This is a genomic window from Psychrobacter sp. CAL346-MNA-CIBAN-0220, from assembly GCF_040309805.1.
Taxonomy (GTDB): Bacteria; Pseudomonadota; Gammaproteobacteria; order Pseudomonadales; family Moraxellaceae; genus Psychrobacter.
In genome coordinates this window covers 823,838-842,299 of record NZ_JBEOPF010000001.1, presented here as the reverse complement: position 1 = coordinate 842,299, position 18,462 = coordinate 823,838, and the positions used below count along the sequence as shown (strand labels likewise).

General features: G+C 41.2%; 12 protein-coding genes and 2 tRNA genes. 6 read left to right on the top strand and 8 right to left on the bottom strand.

Features of this window, described 5'->3' with window-relative positions; genetic code table 11:
* Nucleotides 1-38: 38 nt before the first annotated feature.
* Nucleotides 39-656: an SOS response-associated peptidase family protein gene (locus tag AAEY88_RS03210; RefSeq protein WP_350558952.1), complete on the top strand. Its 618-nt coding sequence runs from the start codon at nt 39-41 to the stop codon at nt 654-656.
* Here AAEY88_RS03210 and AAEY88_RS03205 read toward each other — a convergent pair.
* From AAEY88_RS03205 to AAEY88_RS03170, 8 genes are all read right to left on the bottom strand, one after another.
* A complete protein-coding gene (locus AAEY88_RS03205; protein WP_350558949.1) occupies nt 653-1,552 on the bottom strand; it encodes an SMP-30/gluconolactonase/LRE family protein in 900 nt (299 codons plus the stop codon). The two genes, AAEY88_RS03210 and AAEY88_RS03205, sit on opposite strands and share 4 nt — an antisense overlap.
* Nucleotides 1,553-1,620: 68 nt before the next feature.
* Complete coding sequence (locus AAEY88_RS03200; protein ID WP_350558946.1) at nt 1,621-2,784, bottom strand: iron-containing alcohol dehydrogenase; 1,164 nt, start codon at nt 2,782-2,784, stop codon at nt 1,621-1,623.
* Between the two features lie 646 nt (nt 2,785-3,430).
* The gene (locus AAEY88_RS03195; protein ID WP_350558943.1) at nt 3,431-5,956 is read right to left on the bottom strand and encodes a DUF3141 domain-containing protein; all 2,526 of its coding nucleotides are present in this window, start codon (nt 5,954-5,956) and stop codon (nt 3,431-3,433) included.
* A 161-nt stretch (nt 5,957-6,117) separates the two neighbouring features.
* Nucleotides 6,118-8,235 carry a class I poly(R)-hydroxyalkanoic acid synthase gene (gene phaC, locus AAEY88_RS03190; RefSeq protein ID WP_350558940.1) on the bottom strand — a complete coding sequence of 706 codons (2,118 nt, stop codon included), beginning with the start codon at nt 8,233-8,235 and terminating at the stop codon, nt 6,118-6,120.
* Between the two features lie 213 nt (nt 8,236-8,448).
* Nucleotides 8,449-9,114, bottom strand: a complete 666-nt coding sequence (locus tag AAEY88_RS03185; protein WP_350558937.1) for a phasin family protein — start codon at nt 9,112-9,114, stop codon at nt 8,449-8,451.
* A gap of 85 nt (nt 9,115-9,199) precedes the next feature.
* The gene (phbB, locus tag AAEY88_RS03180) at nt 9,200-9,973 is read right to left on the bottom strand and encodes an acetoacetyl-CoA reductase (RefSeq protein WP_350558934.1); all 774 of its coding nucleotides are present in this window, start codon (nt 9,971-9,973) and stop codon (nt 9,200-9,202) included.
* Between the two features lie 779 nt (nt 9,974-10,752).
* Nucleotides 10,753-10,829: transfer RNA gene (locus AAEY88_RS03175), tRNA-Asp, on the bottom strand.
* A gap of 41 nt (nt 10,830-10,870) precedes the next feature.
* Nucleotides 10,871-10,946: transfer RNA gene (locus tag AAEY88_RS03170), tRNA-Val, on the bottom strand.
* Between the two features lie 372 nt (nt 10,947-11,318).
* Here AAEY88_RS03170 and AAEY88_RS03165 point away from each other — a divergent pair.
* The 5 genes from AAEY88_RS03165 to AAEY88_RS03145 all read left to right on the top strand — a co-directional run bounded on the left by AAEY88_RS03165 (nt 11,319) and on the right by AAEY88_RS03145 (nt 18,434).
* Complete coding sequence (locus tag AAEY88_RS03165; RefSeq protein ID WP_350558931.1) at nt 11,319-12,956, top strand: cardiolipin synthase; 1,638 nt, start codon at nt 11,319-11,321, stop codon at nt 12,954-12,956.
* Between the two features lie 115 nt (nt 12,957-13,071).
* On the top strand, nt 13,072-14,424 hold the full coding sequence (locus tag AAEY88_RS03160; RefSeq protein WP_350558928.1) for a tetratricopeptide repeat protein: 1,353 nt from the start codon (nt 13,072-13,074) through the stop codon (nt 14,422-14,424).
* A 139-nt stretch (nt 14,425-14,563) separates the two neighbouring features.
* A complete protein-coding gene (locus tag AAEY88_RS03155) occupies nt 14,564-16,159 on the top strand; it encodes a 3-deoxy-D-manno-octulosonic acid transferase (RefSeq protein WP_350558925.1) in 1,596 nt (531 codons plus the stop codon).
* 94 nt (nt 16,160-16,253) lie between these two features.
* Entirely contained in the window at nt 16,254-17,066 is an 813-nt protein-coding gene (locus AAEY88_RS03150) for a 16S rRNA (uracil(1498)-N(3))-methyltransferase (RefSeq protein WP_350558922.1), read from the top strand.
* A gap of 237 nt (nt 17,067-17,303) precedes the next feature.
* Nucleotides 17,304-18,434, top strand: a complete 1,131-nt coding sequence (locus AAEY88_RS03145) for a Fe(3+) ABC transporter substrate-binding protein (RefSeq protein ID WP_350558919.1) — start codon at nt 17,304-17,306, stop codon at nt 18,432-18,434.
* The last annotated feature ends 28 nt before the right edge of the window (nt 18,435-18,462 follow it).

The window sequence follows — 18,462 nt, the reverse complement described above, 5'->3', positions numbered from 1 at the left end:
GTATCTAACTGTCTAACTGCCATTAAGGATTGACTGCTATGTGCTCAAACTTTGAACCCGCTACGCTTAAGCAAATCGAGGCCATTCTTGATAATCAGATAACACTCGGTTTAGATTCCTATAAAAATCATGTCTACCCAAAGGATCAATGTCCTATTATTATCTCATCAGATGGTAATATGAAGGTAGTCATGGGGCAGTTTGGATTAAGTCCTAAATGGGCAAACCAACCAGTTGACTATTCGACCTATAACGCCCGATTAGAAGGCATTGAAAGTAAAAAGACTTTTGAGCCTCCTTTTACGCACAATCAATTCTGCCTGGTGCCTATGCAAGCATTTTTTGAACCCTACTACCTAGACGGTAAGAACGATTGGCAACGTATCTACCGTAAAGACAGTCAAGCTTTTACCATCGCTGGCATGTTCGAATTTAACCCACACTTTAATGATCCAATCCATACTTTTACGCTACTGACGCATAATGCCAATAATGACGCATTTATGAGCCGCTTTCATCGACCTGAAAAGGAAAAGCGTTCTATTTCTTTAGTAGAAGAGCAGCAAAGGAGCGAATATTTACATGCCAGTCATCAAGAGATTAAAAACTTAATGAGTAAGATTGAAAATGAAATATTCGCTCACAAGGGAAGTTAGGGGATACCGGCATGACCAACGTTGACTTTCGTAGATAAGATACGACCCTTTCTCTCAGACTTGCGAGCAGCTTCATCCCAATCAGGTGCCGCACACATAAATAGCGTTTTGCCATCTGTCCCGCCAAGGGCAACCGCAAAGACACCTTCAGGCTCTGTATTTACTACTTCCAAGATTTCACCACCTTCTGCCATACGTACTACGCGATGGTGTAGGGTATCCGCAAACCAAACGGCACCTTCAGCATCCAAGGTTAGTCCATCTGGTAAGATTTCAGCACGCTCTATACGCAGACCGACATTTGGCTCATCTCCTAACGCGCCAAAGCTAGCAAAATCACGCCTTGCGCCCAGAGTGCCGTCTTCTTTAATATCAAACTGTGAAATTCTATTACCAAACAGCTCGTTAACAATTAACGTCTTTTGGTCAGCAGAAATCACCATACCATTTGGAAAAGCTAAACCTTCAGCAACGATCTGCGAGCTCCCGTCTGGTCGAACGAGTATTAAGCTTGCATCTTTATGATCAGCACCGCCCATCAAATCAAAGCCAAAGTTACCGACATAGGCATGACCGTTTGGCGACACCACCATATCATTAGCATGACCATTGCAGTGCTCCCAGATATCAGCATGAACGACTAGTTCACCATTGTCTTCTAAGCGTAATATTTTACGATCTGTCATCGATACAACCAACATGCGCCCGTCAGGTAACCAGCCTAAGCCAGAAGGCTGCTGCTCAACATGGACAACTTTTTCTGCCACGCCTTGACCGTTAACACAATAAACTCCTTTGGTATAAAAATCGACAAACCATAAGGCATTTTTATACCAGCGTGGCCCTTCTAAATAATGAAATCTATCAACAACAACACTCAATTTATATTTTGACATAAATGTCTTCCTTAATTAATGAGCAAAATGATTATTAAAAAACGCTTATTAAAAAATAATAGGGTCTATCAGAGTATGTCCTTATACATCGTCGTCACCTCTTCTACTGTCATATCCTTGGGATTGGTCGCAATCAGCCGCGCATAAGTATTGATAACGATGTCCACTAGTGCTGGAATATCTTTTTCTGTAATGTCGAGTTCGCTTAAACGATATTTAAGGCCACTCATCTCTAAGAATTTCTTTAATTGATGTATAAATAGACTTGCCGCCTCTAAGTCCGTCATAGTCGAGGTTTGGTTCGGCATGACGGCGCGGGCCAGTTCTGCATACATAGGTGCTGCTTCTGGCAAATTAAAAGTAAATACCGAGCACATGACCAGCGCATTGGCATGACCATGAGGAATATGAAAGTTAATACTGAGCGGATAGGAGAGTCCATGGACAGCCGCGACTGACGCATTGACAAAAGCGATACCAGCCAGCGATGAACCTAATAACATCTCACCTCTCGCCTCTATATCATCACCTTGATCCAGTACTCGTTCAAAATTATGCCACAGCATTTGCAAGCCTTTAACGGCTAGGGCATCTGAAATCGGGTTTTTCTTAGTACGACTGGTATAAGCTTCAATACAATGGACCATCGCATCAAGCGCGGTTGCAGCGGTAATGTGACGAGGTAGTTTGAGCGTCAGCGTCGCATCTAAGATCGCAACATCCGGTAGAATTTTAGGGGTATAAATGGCCTTTTTACTGCCATCTTTCGCGGTTATGACTGATACGAAAGTTGCTTCTGCACCCGTGCCGGCAGTGGTGGGTATCGCGAACAGCGGTAACTTCTTAAAGCCGCTTAAATCAAGATCTAAGATATTAGTGACGGACTCAAAGTCATTGGGATATAGAGCGACGATTTTTGCCGTATCAATAGAGCTGCCACCGCCCAAACCAATAACCAAGTCGCAGTGATTGCTTCTGGCCAGTGTAATGGCGTCGTTAACGACCTCAACAGGTGGATCAGCAACGACACCATCGAAAACCACGACTTCAACGCCCGCTTCTTGTAAAGACTGCTGTGCGATATCAACGTAACCCAGTTGCGAGATACCAGCGTCAGTGACGATAATGGCTGATGTGGCAGAGTACTGTTTGGCTAGCGCTCCTAGCTTTTGGCGCATACTGTCAGTGTTACTGACAATATGTCCGTTAGTATAAAACTCAATCCCTGACATGGTGTTCTTCCTTGTGTCTATTTCTTATTCTGTGAAGCAGTGAGAAATTTAATCTAATAGCGGTAGTTACTAAGTGGCTTATTTAACAGTAAATAAACAGCCGCTTATGATAAATGCAGCCTTGTATTCTTATACTTATCTTGTTGTCTAATACTATCTGAGTTGGCGTTGTTAATTTAAGTGCTTGATACTCTCTAGACTAGTCTCATAGATCATAGGGCGCTTATTTTCTGTTAGATGTTTTTCTGTAATTGAACACCGTTTACGTTCCTCAAAACGAATATGTTTAAGTGTTTATACTTTGATTTCATACTTAACTATATACTAATCGAGCGTTTATTGGGTGCAGCCATCTGGAGAAGTGTTAATTGATTTTAGCGTATTGATATTATATTGACCAACACGCTACCAATATATTGCTTTAGTCGTTTAAGTTGCCACAAGGGTTGAACCTTAAGAGCAGACTAGACTCATTTTATAAAATATTTCTCTGCTAAAAAAGTAATCGAACTGTAAACAACCAGTCATTTAAGAAAATGCAAAAACCAATAGACACAAAAAAACCTCAAGTAAATGAATACTTGAGGTGAAACTTGCTTAAACTCTAAAGTTTAAATCCGTTTGAGCTTGCTATGGAATAGGTTTTCTATTTGATATCAGCATCAGTCAAATCTAACGCCGCTTCAATACGCTTTATAATAGATAAGATAGTAGGATCTTGATCTTCTAGCTTATCCCCAACCACATAACGAACCAGTTTAAACGCGTCGATGCGTTTAGATTTGGTTTTTAGCAGTGTGCTTAGTGACGTGATAGATTGATCCTCAGCAAAACGGACGATAAGCGTCTGAGTATGTATCATAGCCGCCAGTTGAGCCTGCGACAGATGCGTAAACGGTTCTTTTTTGGTGAGTACTTCAGTCAAACGTACCAGCTGATCACGGTCAATGTTGTTATGAGCGACAATATTGCTCAAAATCAGCATACGCACAACCGCTTCATTAAAGTTGCCTTCAAAGATATTATTAAGCGCTTCATCTACCTTTGGCAATTCATGCAATGAATCTTTATTTGTCAGACGGCGTGAGCCTACTGGTTCGCCATATTGACGAAGCCAAGGCATTGACCAAATTCCAAAGAACTGGCTCTCGGTCTGTCTACCTTGGAAATCTCGCCAGAAGTCCAGTGTCATTTTAACATTATTCATAAACATTCTTTCTACTTGCAAGAAAAGATTGTCCTGCTCCATAGATTCAATGGCGGGTAGTTTGACTCTGGCATAAACGTCACAAGGATCAAAAGACTCTTGAGTTTTTTGTACAGGGTTGTCATTTCCATGTTGGTTTTTGTCGATGGTACTCGTGACCACTTGACTCAATTTACTGGACGCTAGTGCTAGCGGATTTTTGCTACTCCAGACACTTCTTTGCAGTCTCATTGGGTGCATAGTACGCAGCAATTGAGCAGAAGTTTCATTACTCATGGCTTTAACCAATGGGCGCAAGTTCTTCTCATAAGCTTGAGTTTGAGCCATTGAGTGGCGATGTACCGCTTTAAATGATTCCTCATCATTGCGATGTTCGCCTATCGCTTTGCTTAAATCATCAAAAGTACGACGGCCTAAATCAACGGTAAAGGTTTTTTCTTTACCATGACCTTCAAAATTTTCAATGTCCATTTCATACAGGCCTGGTGGTAATACCTCAATCATATCCAAAATCGAAGCAATACCTGTATGTTCATTATTAGCAATTTTTGAGCTGACAAAGATACCCAAATGGCCCACTTGTTCATGAATCATATAGATGATGCGTTGACCACAAACTTCAATATCTTTTTCATCGCTATAAGCATCCAAAATCCACGATAGTGCCTGTTGCGGTGGGGTAATATCATCGCCATGCGAGGCAAAAACGATAACGGGTGCTTTGACATTGCGTAAGTCAATATTGACCCCTTTTTCTAACTGTCCGGTGTTGCGAGCAAGGCGGTTACCAATAAAGATGTTTTCTACAATCCACTTGATTTCCGCTTCATTCATTAAGAAGAAACCACCCCACCAGCGCTCAAAGTCAAGAAAACGCTGACGGTTAGCCTCTGGGTTTTTGTATAGATCGTAATATTTTCCTACATAGTTTCGATACGGGGTCATTTTTTCGAAGTTATCTACTAGCGCCGCCCCATCAAAGACCCCATTATTCATATCAGCACTAAGCATAGAGAGCCAAGTGCCACCGTTGACCCCTGCTTTATAACGCATTGGGTTAATGCCAACTTCTCCGCTCCACGCTGAGACTGGCGCACCATTCAGGACGATAGGACCTTTAATGTCTGAATTGGTTGCCGCTAAAATGAGGGCTGCCCAGCCACCCTGACAGTTACCGACGATTACTGGCGACTCTGACTTAGGGTGTCTTTTTTCCACCTCGCGAACGAACTTTCCTTCTGCATAGGTGATATCAGCAATGGTTTGCTTGGGCTCTGGTAGGCGCTTAAACGCCACAAAATATACCGGGTGACCTTGATTGAGTGCGACACCAACCTGACTTTCATGTTTAAAGCCACCGATACCCGCGCCATGCCCAGCTCTAGGGTCAATAATGATGTAAGGGCGATTATCGTCATTAGTGACAATCCCTACAGGCGGTATTATTCTTAGTAAGACATAGTTACATGGGCGTTCAAACTCGACGGCATCCAAGATTACTTCATAATCATAGTCTAAAACAGGGGGACAGCCAGCCAGTTCATGCTCAAGAAAAACATCGCCACGTTCTTTAAGTACGTCGACCGTTTGTAAAAGGCGTTTGCTGCTATCTGTACTATAGCTTAACCATTCTTTCCACAGTCTGTCTGGGGTAGACGTCTTTTGCCAACTTTTCATAATGGCATCAGTATCTTGCTTCAGGGTCTGTGCATTTTCTTGGATTTGTTGATGGTTTTGCTCTAGATGCCTTGAAGTAACCTCTGTTATCAAGCCAGTACTGTCTTTCTTATAGCGATTTTGGCGGTTATATTCGTCTATGGTGCTTTCAGTTTTGTGAAATTGATGGTTTAACATCTCCTGAAAGTTTGGTATCGAACTTGTGGCTCTATGATGTAGATTATTACGACTTAACCATACTTCGGCTTTATCTGGATTTTCAATATTTTTTTCAATGGTAGCTGACATGGGTTGTTCCAATTTTAATTTAAGAATAATATTATTTTATACATTTGATTGTTTTTTAACCGTAGTTACAATGTTAAATCTGAATAGAATAAAAAGTAGAACTGTGTCAACAAGCAAATAGCATATACATGACCGTGAAGATTGCTAAATATCAGGTAACGCTAAATGTTAGCCGAGCCTAAAGCTTCCTCCGCTCTGACATGTACGTACTCTCCTGGGGCGTCACATAGTACCTGCCATGATTTGCCGGTGTGATCTACACCAGGTTGTCTGCTATCTACTTCGTCTACAGTGTGCTTCTTGATCCATTCTCCCCAATGTAGCCACCAGCTTCTATCCTGTTTTTCTGATTTGGTATACCACTCATCAGGATCTGCAACATATTCTTCATGAGCATAAAAGCCATATTTACCTGTTGGTGGGTTGATGATACCAGCGATGTGTCCTGATTCACCGAGTACAAACGTAACGTCACCGCCCAGCGCCTGTGTGGATTGATAGCTACCTTTCCATTTGGCAATATGATCTTGTAATGTTGCCACGACATAGGTTGGAATAGTCACTTTTGACAAATCAATCTTCACACCGTCAAATTCTAACTCGCCCTTTTTGATCATCTTATTGTCCAGATACAGCTCACGTAGTATAAAGCTGTGCAGTGCGGCGGTAACATTGGTGCAATCAGAGTTCCAATACAAAAGATCAAAAGGCATAGGACGCTCACCTTTTAGGTAGTTTTGTACATAATAATTCCAATAAAGGCTGTTTTCACGTAACAAGCTAAAGGCGACGCCCATTATACGCCCGTCAAGTACCCCTTGAGTGTCTTCTTCTTGTTCAAGGGCACTGACAACACGTTCATCAATAAATACGCCCAAATCTCCAGGGTCATTAAAATCAAATATCGTGGCCCAGAAAGTAGCACTGGCAATACGATCTGCTTGCTTATTCTCAGTTAACCAAGATAGGGTCAACGCCAGTAACATACCACCGATACAATAACCGATGACATTGGCATCTGGCTCACCAGTAATCTCTTCAACGACGTCCAAAGCGGTCAGCAAACCTTCGTGCATATAGGTTTCCATACCAACATCTTTATACGCCCGAGTTGGATTGACCCATGAGATAACAAATACACTATGTCCTTCGTTTAATGCCCAACGGATATAAGAGTTTTCTTCTTTTAAGTCCATGATATAAAATTTGTTAATCCATGGCGGTACAATCAATAAGGGACGTTTATTGACTTTGGCGGTGGTCGGATTATATTGAATCAACTCAAACATACGATTGCGAAATACCACTTTGCCTGGTGTTATGGCAATGTTTTCACCAAGCCGAAAAGCATCATCATCAGTCATACTAATGCTCAGCATGTGAGAGCTTTTTTCCATATCTTCTGTGAGCTGCTGGAATCCCCTTATAAGGTTTTGTCCTTTTGACTCTCTTGTCAGTCGCAACACTTCTGGATTACTCCATAAAAAGTTACTCGGAGCAACTGCATTTAACCATTGACGAGTAAAAAAAGACAAACGCTGGCGTGTTTTGTCATCAATACCTTCAGTATTATCAATGGTATCCATAATGCCACTAACCGTTAGCAGATAGCTCTGTTTTAGAAAGTCGAACATAGGATTGTTGGACCAGTCTTCATCTGTAAAGCGTTTATCGCCTTTTTCTGGGGTGATGAGAGGTTTTGTTTGATGTCCTGATACTTTCATTAAGGTGTTTTGATACAGTTGAAATTGCTGTTGCCACAGGCTCGTCTGTTGCTCCAGTAACACAGTGGGGCTTTTATCGGTCACGCCAGTAGTGAATTGTTGCCATCCATCTACGAGGTTAAGCATGAGAGATTGACTTATATTGTTATCTTGACCACCTCGTTTCATCGTTTCTTTAAAAAACCTTTGGGTCAATTCATTAAAACTACCCATGTCGTCATCAGTGCTCTGATTGCTTTGATTTTGCTGAGTCTGTTGGCTTGATTGGTGAGCATCAGAGTTCTCAGTAGAGTGCTCATCGGCATTTGGGGTCATGAAATGACTAAAATTTTTGATTGAATCTTGCCATAGCTTCATATTTGCTTCAAATGGGTTTGAAGTTTGATTAGATTGCTTATGTTGATTAGAAAAAGATTGGTTCATCTGATTCAACTGATTTAAGTAATGTTTACCTAAACTGTTAAAATCAAAGGAGTTATTAGTGCTATCTTGTTCATTTGACTTATTTGACTTATTTGACTTATTTGATTGGTCGTCAGATTGCTGGTTATCCATATTGGTACCCATATTTATATCTAGTTTATAAGAAAGTGCAACTACACTAAAACTGTCAGCACAATAACTGCCAATATAATAAAAATAAGGTGGGTAAACTCTCGCTAACCCACCTTTTGAGTGTCATTATTAAATAACATCATTAAGTAACATTGTGCCAATGACGACTAATAAGATAGTTAAACAAGTGATTAATCTTATTAATACTCACCGCTACTTACTTGTTGATTTTCCAGTACTGCTAGTACCAGTCTTTGTGTGTGCAGTACCAGTCTTTGTGTCTGTAGTACCAGTCTTTGCGTTTGTAGTACTAGTATTGGTGTTTGTAGTACCAGTCTTTGCATTTGCAGTACTAGTATTTGCGTTTGCAGTACTAGTATTTGCATTACCAGTATTTGTAGCATTTTTTGCAGCTTGCTCATTAAATTGCTCGGCCATTTTGCTCATGTTTTCTGCGTATTCTTGACCTGTTTTTGTTGCTTGGTCGGCAGCTTTTTGCATATTAGCCTGCATTTCCTCATTGGTTTGACCATGAACGTCACCCATCACTTGCATAACTTCATCATGCATACTAGTACCAAGCTCTGTCATACGTTGAGCATCTGCTAGCATTTTCTGACTGATTACATTAAGCATTTCTGCTTGCTTGTCGTTAAAGTCTTTGGCAGATTCTGGAGAATCTATTCCAGCAACTTGACGCATATTTTCCAGACCCATTTCTGAATAAGATTTCATAGTGTTGAGTGAAAACTCGCTCATCATTTCTGCGTTTTTCAAAAACGCTTTATTTAGCTTGTTCCAAGGTTCGAACATTTTTTGTGTGTCGCCATTGAACTGATTGAACTGATTGAAAAAATCTTGAGGGTTCGATTGTGACATATTGATTCTCCGTGTGTCGGTTGTTAAAAAGACATTGTAATAGTACGTTAGTGGTGTAATAGGTAAAAATTATTTAATACCCGAATTAAGACATGTATTGACCACCGTTAACTGAGATAGTTTCTCCCGTAACAAATATTGCTTCATCGCTGATGAGATACATACAAGCAGCGGCTATTTCGTTTGCACTAGCCAAACGATTCATTGGAATGGTTTCTTTAATTTTATCCATGATATGTTCAGGCACGCTTTCTACCATGGGGGTGTGTGTGTAGCCAGGAGCGACGACATTAGCAGTAACTGATGAGGTAGCACCTTCGTATGCCAGCGCCTTAGTAAATCCAATAATACCGGCTTTAGCAGCAGAGTAGTTGGTCTGACCATACTGACCACGCAAACCATTTATCGAGCTGATATTCACAATACGCCCGGTTTTTTGTTGCAACATTTTTACGAAAATGGGATGAACAATCGTGTAAAGAGACGTTAAATTAGTATCAACTACCTCTTTCCACTGTGTGAAGCTCATTTTTTTAAAGCTACTGTCACGAGTGATGCCTGCTCCATTTATTAAGGCATAAATGCTGTCATACTTATCAATTGTTTGCTGAATGGTTGCCATTGCTGTTTCATGATCGCTTAAATCAACAGCAATAAACTCGAAGCTATTTGAATCAAACTCATTATCGTTACACCATTTTTTTATACGTTCTGGATCGTCTTTGCTTACAGTTGCAATGACGTGATATCCACTAGTTACTAGTTTTCCGCAAATAGCAGTACCGATACCACCAAGCGCACCGGTTACTAAAGCAACTTTTTTATCTGATGTATTTGATTGTAACGTTGACTGCGACATAGAAAATCCTCTATTTGTGAATCGAGATATAAAAAAGGCCTGTGATTGGGTATATTAGCTTACTTAGTAGAAACAATTGATAACTATATGTAAGCATACGAATATATAAGGTTGAAAATTTAATGAAGTTATGAGCTATTGGCAATTTATTCAACAATTTTTTGTAGAATTATGGTTTGATGAGTCTTATAAAATACTTTTGCTAAAGAGTATTTTTAGTGTGCTTGCTCTATTATATTGTAAACAAGTGAACAATTGTATTATAAATTCAGTTATTAACATAAACACAACAAATTGTTAATGATTAATTTTTTTGTGCATATTTAGTCAGGTTAGTAGAAAAAGCCAAGCGATAAATGAATGGCTCGTGATTATGTAATACTGAAACTTCAATGTAGTGCTTAAAAAAGCCAAAACGAACATTATTTTGGTAAAAAGATAACCTCTGAAAACCAACCCATTGTGTTGGGTATCGAGCTTTTGATCAGAAATTAGGAAGAGGCTGTCACACCCAGATTGTAAAAACTTTGGGTATTAAATGGCCAACGTTTAATCAACAAGCACTTGGTCACCAATGTTATCAAGAGATATTGCCTACTCATAAACTCATATTGGATGCAATAGTAGAAAGTAATTTATTTTTTATATTCTAGCAGAATATAAAAAAATCTTCATAAATGATAGTTTTGGAGAAAAATACAGACACAAAAAAACCTCAAGTAAATGAATACTTGAGGCGAAACTTGCTTAAACTCGAAAGTCTAAATTCGTTTTAAATATGGCGCAGCGGACGGGACTCGAACCCGCGACCCCCGGCGTGACAGGCCGGTATTCTAACCAACTGAACTACCGCTGCTTAGGTCGTTTTTAGCGTCTTTTTCCACTTCGCTAAAAGAGTGGTGGGTGATGACGGGTTCGAACCGCCGACATTCTGCGTGTAAGGCAGACGCTCTACCAACTGAGCTAATCACCCTGAGAAGCGTTAAAAAATTGCACTGCAATTTTAGCTTCGCAAGAGAAAATTCTTTAAATAGAATTTTCTAGAGCTTCATCAACCAAAGGAGTCATTCTCTAGCCAATAATCGAAATCTCTTAAAGAGAATTTCTAACAACGTAGAACTAATTAAAGCCCCTTGCTGTGGGTGTGTATTATATACATTTACACCTGCCTGTCAAATATTATTTTATATCTTTTATAGAAATCTTATTAGTATGCTTTGAGGACATAGAGAAAATAGCGGTAAGTAGGCTACATAGTTACCTATTGTGTGCCTGCTAAAAGCCATTATACTGATAACGTTTTAGACATTGGGCTTATATTTGATTTTATAAGTCATATTGGTTAATGGAGGCAAACATAGACGCTTTAGCTACTGATCAGCATCTTGCACCCTGGTCGTGGATTGACTTTGCAGGGGTTGGACTAATATTACACATTATTCTGATGGTGGTGATGACCTTACGTATTGTATCGGTGCAGCGCAATATTGGGGTAGCGATTGCATGGATTGCAGTTTTATATACAGTCCCTTTGTTTGGGTTTGTCGCTTATATATTAGTAGGTGAACCAATGATTGGGCGCCGCTATCGTCAGCGGATGGATCAGGCGCGTTTGCTTATGAACGATATGGCAGCACGTGAACGCTTAGTGTTCGATCAAGGTCAAGATCTTATTCCTGATAATTATCGAGGCGTTAGTCGTATTGGTACGCGCTGGACAGGGTTTGGGGTTTTTACAGGTCACCAAATGCAGCTACTGACCTCTCCTAAGACAATTTTTGAGCATCTGATTACTGATATTGATGGTGCTGAGCGTACTATTTTGATGGAGTTCTATATAGTCTATCCTAAGGGGCAGGTGCTAGATGTGGTACAGGCCTTGATTTCAGCAGCACGGCGCGGGGTAGAGTGTCATATTATGGTTGATAGCGTCGGTAGTTTTAGTTTTTTTAATAGTCATGAGCATCAGAAATTAGAGCGTGCGGGCGTGTTTGTGCATCAGTCGTTACCGGTAGGTTTGTTTAAGACCTTATTTAAGCGCTCTGATTTACGCAATCATCGAAAAATTGTGGTCATTGATGAGTATATTGGCTATACCGGTAGTTTTAACTTAGTCGATCCGAAGTTTTTTAAGCAAGATAAAGATGTTGGGCAATGGATCGATGTAATGATGCGTAGTGTCAGCTATCAACCGATTAGTATTGCAACAGCGATGGCAAAAGTGGTGGTAACTGATATTGGTGCTGAAAGCAACGACAACTTACATGCGCTGCATCAGCGTGTAAACAGTTACACGCGCAAATTATATGTCTCTCATCCGACCATTAATGATATTAATAGCCGTGTTGAGGTGCTGGGTGATGGATTAACCCCCAGTGTTCAGCCGATAGTAGGAACGACGTCGATTGCAATTGCGCCACTGCCGGTAGTAAGAGATGTGATTGCGCAGCTCATTCCCTCCGCACCGCAAGTAACGGCTCACGTTATTTATAATACTTTAGTGACGATTATCCATCGTGCTAATAAGCGCATCCAAATCACTACCCCTTATTTTGTTCCTGACGAGGCGTTGTCGGGTGCCTTGGTAACGGCAGCGAAGCGCGGTTTAGATGTGACTCTCATTATCCCTGAAAAGGTTGATTCTTTTTTAGTGCAGCACGCCTCACAAGCTTATTATCAAGAGTTGCTTGAGGCTGGGGTAAAAATCGCACTTTTTAAAGGGGGTTTGTTGCATGCCAAAATGGTGGTTATCGATGATGATTACTGTCTGTTCGGTACGGTCAATATTGATATGCGCAGCTTTTATCTAAATATGGAAGTCAGTTTGGCGATTTATACCCCCGAGATGGTCGCGCAAATTGCCGACTGTCAGCAGTCATATTTACAAAATTGCCGTTTTCTAGGATTAGAGGAATGGCAAGAGCGTCATAGCGCTCGGCGTTTATTTGACAATGTGGTGCGCTTATTTAGTCCTTTATTGTAGCGGTCTAGATTTTAGGTTAAGGTAAACTCTGGTTATCTTGCTGTTCATAGTAGTGATTATGCCTAGTACTAACTCATTACTGCCCATTCATTTTATGACAGGATATGCTGGCCTTATGTCAATTATGTCTGCAATGTCCTTATCCAAGACGCTACTTGATTGTATCGCAGAAGATTATTGGCAAGATTTTTTAATGGAACGTCCTATGGCGGGCGTTATTGCTTATGAAGCGGAGCTCCACGACTGCCAGCTAGATGAGTCGCTGGCAAGTTTAAAGCGAGTAGATACGCTGTTGTCACGGATACGCCGTGACATTACTAAGTCTCATACCATGAATGAAATGGTGCCCTTAACTGAGACGGTGCTACTGGCTGATGAACGTTATTGCAATTTGCTTATTTTCTTGGCGTTCTATGCAGGACGGGTGCTCGCGCGGCAGTGGCAAAGTACGCCACATTGGTATGGTCAATTTGAGCTGACGAGTCGCTATCCTGAGTTACCATTTATCCCTGATGATTTTTATCAGCATATAGCAGTCGTATATTGTGACGATTGTAATCAAGATTTGTCTGATCAGAATTTGAGCAGGGCATTATTTTTTGCTTTAGAGCCCATAGGGTTGCGCTTATTTGGTCATATTGATCGACCGTTTGAGGCGATACAAGGTGGGCCATTAGCCAGTGGCTTATATCAAGCGGTCAGTGTACGGTTACCGGAGACTGCCACTGATATTATGTCTACTGCTTCAAATACTAGTACTGCTTTAACATCACAATCAAACCAGCCTATAGTTAATAAATCGAAAAATGAATTTGCTGATAAAGAGGTTATTGCTAAAACAGCACCGTCATCGCTAAAGGCAGCCCCAACCCCAGAAATTTTTATCCAATTACTTATCGAACTTAATGAAATTGAGGTACCGCAAACTGCTGGCCATGATGACTATCAACAAGCATGCAAAATACTGGATCAGTTTGAACGGCATATTGCCAAGCAACATAAACCACGCAATCAAGTGACATTTTTAGAAACGCACCAAGCGGCACGCCAGCAAGCGTTAAATCTTTTACAAAATGCAGCAACTCTTGGTAATACGGCCGCCATGCTGCGATTGGCTATGTATGAATTGCTAGGTGAAGGGCTAGCAGCGGATGAGGTAGCAGGTAAAAACATAGGCGTTAATTGGATTAAACAAGCTGCTAGTGCTAAAGATAACCGTGCTCAGCGTTTATTGAGTAAAATGTACTATCAAGGAATAGGCGTGCCGCAAGATATCGATAATGGTAAAGATTGGTTAGGGCAAGCGGCAGAAAATGGTCATCTTGAGGCCGCAAGTATTGCAGCGCAGTGGCAACAAGCGCAAATGTTAATAACGACCCAAAAGCAAGAGCAGCATAGTATAAAGCGTTATCAATTATTGATTGGTGTTATCCTAATAGCGGCTTTATTACTATTGCTTTTTGTATGAATGTTTTTAGGCGTAGAGCTTTGCGTATAAAAAGATAAGGTCATATTGTTAAGCGCTATCTTCAGGTAAAATTAACATATTTTTTGATAGTGTGGCTTTTAGTTATATTATTTTATTACTTATTAATCTGGGCTTTTTCATGCCGTCTTCGCACTTACCTCCTCAAAAGCCAACAAATGATTCTGAGCTATTAGCAGCTGTTAATCGTGATGCTACGATACTTACAGCGCTATCTGAACGTCCGCCTAGCAAAGTACCTTGGTACTATCGACTCATCATTACGTTACTGAAACCCTTATATCGACTGCAAGTCTGGCGACGCTCGCACAAGCGTGATAATTATCAGCAAGAAGTGGCACAGCGCTTTGGTAAGCACTATCCGCCGCGTCCGCTAGCTGACGTTGATAAAACTGCTACTAATAAAATCGATGTTAATAATGCAGTCATTTGGTGTCACGCAGTCTCATTGGGCGAAACCAATACGGTTGCGCCCTTGTTAGATGAGTTATTAGTGCAGGGCTATCAAATATGGCTAACCAATACTACCCAGACTGGCTTTGCACGTGGTGCCAGCCGTTTCGCAAATGACATTGCAAGCGGGCGCATGAGTCACAGCTATGTACCAGTGGACAGTCCGTCAGTTATTAAAACGTTTTTAGCTCACGTGCAACCGATTGCTGCCTTATTTGTCGAGACTGAGCTGTGGGCAAATATTTTAACGGTTCTCTCACAGCAGAATATTCCCAGTATATTAGTCAATGGTCGGCTGTCAGCAGCCTCTTTTACCCGCTACCAAAAAATTAGTGCGGTGAGCCGTAGCATGATGCAGAATCTCACGCTAATCATTGCCCAAGATGATGAGTCTGCTCAGCGTTTTCAGAAATTGGGCGCATACCGCTCGCAAATTCGGGTTGCTGGTTCTCTTAAGTGGGTGATTAACACTCCAAAACTTGCCAGCATCGATAAAGAAAAGCCGCTTATTGCCAGTAAAGAAGATATCACCAAACCCGAATTAGAAAAAATTGAGTTAGAAAATATAAATCGTCCAGTTTGGGTAGCCGCGAGCACCCATAGCGGTGAAGAAGATACCGCCTTATTATGGCAACAGCAGCTGTTATCAAATCCTCAATTAGCTGATACTTTATTAATTATCGTACCCAGACATCCTGAGCGCTTCGATGAGGTAGCAGACCTTGTTCAAAAGTCAGGATTGCAGATGGCACGGCGCAGTAGCAATGATACTATTAATCCACAGACGCAAGTTTATCTGGCTGACAGTATGGGTGAGCTGATGACTTGGTTTACGTTGGCTGATGTGGCACTGGTTGGCGGCTCTTTAACTGATATTGGTGGTCATAATCCTGTTGAGCCCGCGAGCGTGGCCACGCCTGTTATTATGGGATTATATACTCAATCCTGTCAAAGCGTGGTAGATAAGCTGGCTGGCGTGGGTGCGCTATATCAGCCACATAATGAATTTTATCGGCCCATTACCCTTGATAAACAGTCAGCTGAGCAGTATAAGTCCTTACCTATTTTACAAGCTACTGATGCTGATGCTGATGTTGATGCCCTTATTTATGAGCAGCTGCAATTTTGGCTCAGTCATCCGCAAGTTGCCAAGCGAGCAGGGCGGGCAGGCGCGGAGTTGACTGTCCAACAACAATCGGTACTTACGCGGCAGCTGCTGATGATTGAAAAAGTGATTGTGCCGTTCGCGACAGTTGACGAATAAATTCCATCAAACAACTGTCCTTACTATTAACTATTCTTACTCCTATCAATTCTTAATAATAACCGTCCCTCACTTTAAGTAAGTCATCACTCTTATGAACTGTATTTTATTGTCAACTACCAACTTCTCCTTGCCTTATGCGCATATTGATACACCAACGCAAATTGCGCATATCAATAAAGTATTGGGTTTGCAAATTGGCGATACCCTAAAGATTGGTCAGCTTGGTGGCAATTTGGGTACCGCTGTGATTAAACAGATGACACCTGATAACATTCAGCTTTGTGATGTACAGTTGACTATTGCACCACCTCCTAAGCTAGATGTCACCGTAGTTCTGGCACTGCCACGTCCAAAAGTTTTGCGGCGTTTAATTATGGATATGACGGCGCTTGGCGTACGCGATATTATTCTTATTAATAGCTACCGTACTCAAAAAAGCTATTGGCAAAGCCCATTATTGACGCGTCTTGATGAGTTTGTTTTAGAGGGTCTGCAACAAGGGGTTGATACAATTGTTCCGCGCATCACTCTACAAAAACGTTTTAAACCCTTTGTTGAAGATGAGCTGGCAAGTTTGATTACTCAGCATGCCATTGTCGCCCATCCTTATAGTGAGCTGTCATTATTGGCCTATCTTCAGCAACTTGCTTTATCTCAAAATCAGTTATCGAAACCAGCACAAAGTGAACATCGCCTTGTCAAAACTAACCCAGCTATAAATACAATAAAGACAGGGTTGCCAAGCGTGGTTTGTATTGGGGCTGAAGGCGGCTGGATTGATTACGAGATTGAGCTGCTACAAACCCAAGGCTGCCAAGCAGTCAATATCGGGTCAAGAGTGCTACGGACAGAGGCGGCAGTCAATATCATTCTTGGGCACTGGTTGCTACACAGTCAAGATTAAGCGATCAAGATTAATTAACGCCTGACAAAAGGTGGTCTCTAAATCTTACTCCCTAAGCAACATAACAAAAACATTAGGCTATTTGATAAATGTATTGATAACTAATCTCATTTATATTAGTATATTGCTTTCAGTTTTCATTGTTTTCTTAGTAAGAACTTTTCAATTTTAAGCATCAATAAATAGCCTATCATATAATTTTATCCCATCTATCTGTGCACTATTATGGAGAAAACCATGTCGTTGAATGCGGTTACAGCACCTTTATCTTTTACTCACCCCATTAAAGCCACCTTATCTGTTGCTGTATTTAGTTTAATGTTGGGGCTAGTAGGTTGTAACAAAGCGGAAACGCCTGAGCAAAATGCGAATGCGGATGCACCCGCTGAGCAAGATGCTGCTACAGATAGCACGGCTACTACCTCTGATAATGATCAAGTGGTTACCATTTATTCGTCACGTAATGAGCAACTTATTAAGCCATTATTAGATAAATATACCGAAGAAACGGGTGTGAAAGTTGAGCTGGTCACTGATAAAACAGGCCCACTAATGGCACGTCTACAAGCGGAAGGCAAAAACACCCCTGCGGATATGCTATTGACGGTAGATGCTGGTAATCTATGGCAAGCAGCGCAGCAAGGCTTATTGCAACCTGTTGCTTCTAGCGTTTTAGAGACCAATGTCCCTGCTAAGTATCGTGACCCAAAAGGTCAGTGGACAGGTCTGTCGCTACGTGCGCGCACTATCTTTTATGATCCAAGCAAAGTTAATGCGGATCAGCTATCAACCTATGCAGATCTAGCGGATCCAAAATGGAAAGGTAAGCTATGCTTGCGTACCTCGAATTCAGTCTATAATCAGTCACTGGTTGCCAGTATGATGGAGCATTTAGGCGAAGAAAAAACTGAACAAGTCATACGCGGCTGGGTCGCTAACTTAGCCACTGATGTCTTCAGTGATGACACCAGTATGTTAGAAGCGATTGCTGCTGGTCAGTGTGAAGTGGCTGTTGCCAACAGCTATTATTATGGTCGCATTTTTGATGAAAAGCCTAATTTTCCAGTGAAGATATTTTGGGCAAATCAAGACACCACAGGAACTCATGTGAACATCTCTGGTGCTGGGGTGATTGCTAACTCAGACAATCCAGATGGTGCGCTCAAACTGATGGAATGGTTGTCTTCTGATGCGGCGCAAGGTATTTATGCCAGCTCTGATAAAGAGTACCCGGTAAAAGAAGGTGTTGATGAGTCAGATTTGCTCAGATCTTGGGGCGAGTTTAAACAAGACGATATCAGTGTACAAAAATTTGGCGCATTACAGACTCAAGCGATTCAAATGATGGATAAAGCAGGTTATAAATAAACGGTTAAAAGTAATATAACTCTTATAA